Source organism: Caballeronia sp. NCF2, assembly GCF_023631205.1.
GTDB classification, from domain to species: Bacteria; Pseudomonadota; Gammaproteobacteria; order Burkholderiales; family Burkholderiaceae; genus Caballeronia; species Caballeronia zhejiangensis.
Genome location: NZ_JALQDN010000038.1, coordinates 1 through 2,313, shown reverse-complemented (window position 1 = coordinate 2,313; position 2,313 = coordinate 1). Strand labels below are relative to the sequence as shown.

2 protein-coding genes are annotated in these 2,313 nt (G+C 58.6%); both read right to left on the bottom strand.

The features are described 5' to 3' along the window. Positions 1–69 precede the first annotated feature (69 nt). Entirely contained in the window at positions 70–936 is an 867-nt protein-coding gene (istB, locus tag NCS02_RS14165) for an IS21-like element helper ATPase IstB (protein WP_033536439.1), read from the bottom strand. Next, positions 933–2,156: an IS21 family transposase gene (gene istA, locus NCS02_RS14160; RefSeq protein ID WP_052131851.1), complete on the bottom strand. Its 1,224-nt coding sequence runs from the start codon at positions 2,154–2,156 to the stop codon at positions 933–935. Before istA ends, istB begins: the two co-directional genes overlap by 4 nt. Positions 2,157–2,313 lie beyond the last annotated feature (157 nt).

Genomic DNA, 2,313 nt, shown 5'->3' with positions numbered 1-2,313 from the left:
TGTCAACGTCGGACTTAGTTTCCCCAAAACTGTCGGAGTAAAATTCCCCACCCTGTATCTGCGTGGTGATCAGCCGTTTTCGGGATCGGGTGAGCTCCTCCGGGGGCGTCCTGGGCGCCGGCGCGGCGTTTCGGCAGATGCCGGGTGTAGAGATGATGGACGGTTGCGTAGATGGTCGGGGAGTAAATCGGCATGCTCGCGCAGACGGTAAGAAGAGCCCTCAATCTGCACCACGATCGCGTGATGCAGCAACCTGTCGAGCAGGGCTGCTGCAACGACACTGTCGCCGAATACCTCGCCCCACTCACCGAAGCTGCGATTGGAAGTCAAGATAATCGCGCACCGCTCATAGCAGGCGTTGATCAGTTGGAAGAACAGGTTGCCGCCGTTTGAGCCGATGGGGAGATATCCGATCTCGTCGACAATAAGCAGGCTGTTGCGCGCGAGGAAGCGCACGCGTTGCGGCAGATTGCCTTCGCGCTCGGCCTTCGCCATCGAGCTGACGATTTCGGCGAGCGAGCCGAAGTACACGCTCTTGCCGGCGCGGACCGCTTCGACACCCAACGCGATGGAAAGGTGTGATTTACCGGTTCCAGGCGGCCCGAGGAAATGAACCGCCTGTCGCCGCTCGATGAAATCCAGTTGCGCCAGCGTCATGATCCGATCACGATCGAGGCTCGGCTGGAAACTGAAGTCATATCCGGCGAGCGTCTTGATTGTGCCCAATCTTGCTGTCTGTAGTGCCATCCGAATACGCCGTGTCTCGCGCGTAGTGAATTCCTCGCCCAGCAGCGTCTCGAGCACTTCCAGCATTGAGCTGTCGCCCTGCTCAAAGCGCTTCAGAGTGGCATCTAGAGCTTCGAGAGCGCGTGGCATGCGCAAGCCAACGAGGTAACGCTGTATCCGCTCGACAGTCGAGCTTGGAACGCTGTTCATGCATGCCTCCCAACGTCAGCTAGGCGTTTCGCGACCTGATCATAGAACGTTAGGGGCCGGCGTGCGACGCCTGCATTTGAAGGCGGCAGCGCGCGTCCGGTTTGCGGCTTGCGCTTACCGGAGCGCCTGTGGCCAGGCAGCAGTGACGTTCGTCGTCGGCCTTCCAGCACGGGGTGCACTGCCAGCAGTTCGCCCTGCTCGTAAATCCGGATTTCGTGAGCCAGACTGTGAACTTCGAGGGTGCGTTTGCGCGTTCGGTCGGGCACGCTATAGTAGTTTCCGCCGACTGAGACGAGTCCTTCGTGACTCACACGCCGCTCGAGTCGGATCACGCCATTGAACAAACCGGCGGGAAGCGCTTGCAACGTCGGGCGCTCCTCAAGAAAATGCTCCGCGACAACTCGGTGCGTCGTGCCATGCACACGAACATTGGCTACTGAGTCAAGCCACTCACGCAACTGGCGATTCATGTCGGCAAGATTCTGAAATCGTCGAGCGAGGAAGAAGTCCTGACGGATGTATCGAAATGGGCGTTCGACCTTCCCCTTAGTCTTTGCGCGATATGCCTTGCATGCGCGCGGCGCAAAGCCATAGTGCTGCGCGAATGCGACGAGCTTTGCGTTGTAGACGATGTGCTTCTCGACTTCGCCCAGCACGGCCGCCTTCATGCGGTCGTAAAGCACCTCTCGAGGAACACCGCCGATGTGCTCAAACGCTTCCATGTGACAGCGCAAAACCGTTTGAAGGTCTTGGTGCTCAACGAAGCGGCCCCACAAATAACGGCTGTGTCCAAGCACGAGCGAGAACAACCAGATCGAGCGCCGCTGTCCAGGGACGTCATCAAATTCGACATTGAAGTGAGCAAAGTCCACTTGAGCTTGAGCTCCAGCCGGCGTCTCGAAGCGCACCTCGAAGCCACGCTGCTTGGGCGGACGAACTTCTCGGACCAAGTCACCCAAAGCTGTGCGACCGCCGACGTAGCCCATCGCCTGAACCTCCCGAAGAAGTCGTTCAATGCTCAGCTCGGGGTACTCACGCACACGCTCGGTCACGTAATGGACAAACGAATCGACGACGCAAGGACGCGGCGCACGCGGACCATAACGAGGCGCCTGCACACCATTCTTAATGTATTTGCGAACGGTCTTGCGATCCATATTTAGTCGAACGGCGATAGCCGAGATGCTCAGCCCCTGCCGATGCAATTCCAGAATCGTCATAACCTCTCCCAGCTCGACCACCGGTAGCTCCCCGACGAATGCGAAGGCCTATATGGTCGGTGATCGACGGGGCGCCACCGCTTACGCGGCGGCGCCAAACAAAAAACTGGGGAAATTTACTTCGACGAAAATGAGGAGTATCTATCCGACGCTGACA

Bases quoted from the DNA above. Each gene is read 5' to 3' on its own strand.
- istA (WP_052131851.1), bottom strand. From the start codon at position 2,156: ATGACGATTCTGGAATTGCATCGGCAGGGGCTGAGCATCTCGGCTATC.
- istB (WP_033536439.1), bottom strand. From the start codon at position 936: ATGAACAGCGTTCCAAGCTCGACTGTCGAGCGGATACAGCGTTACCTC.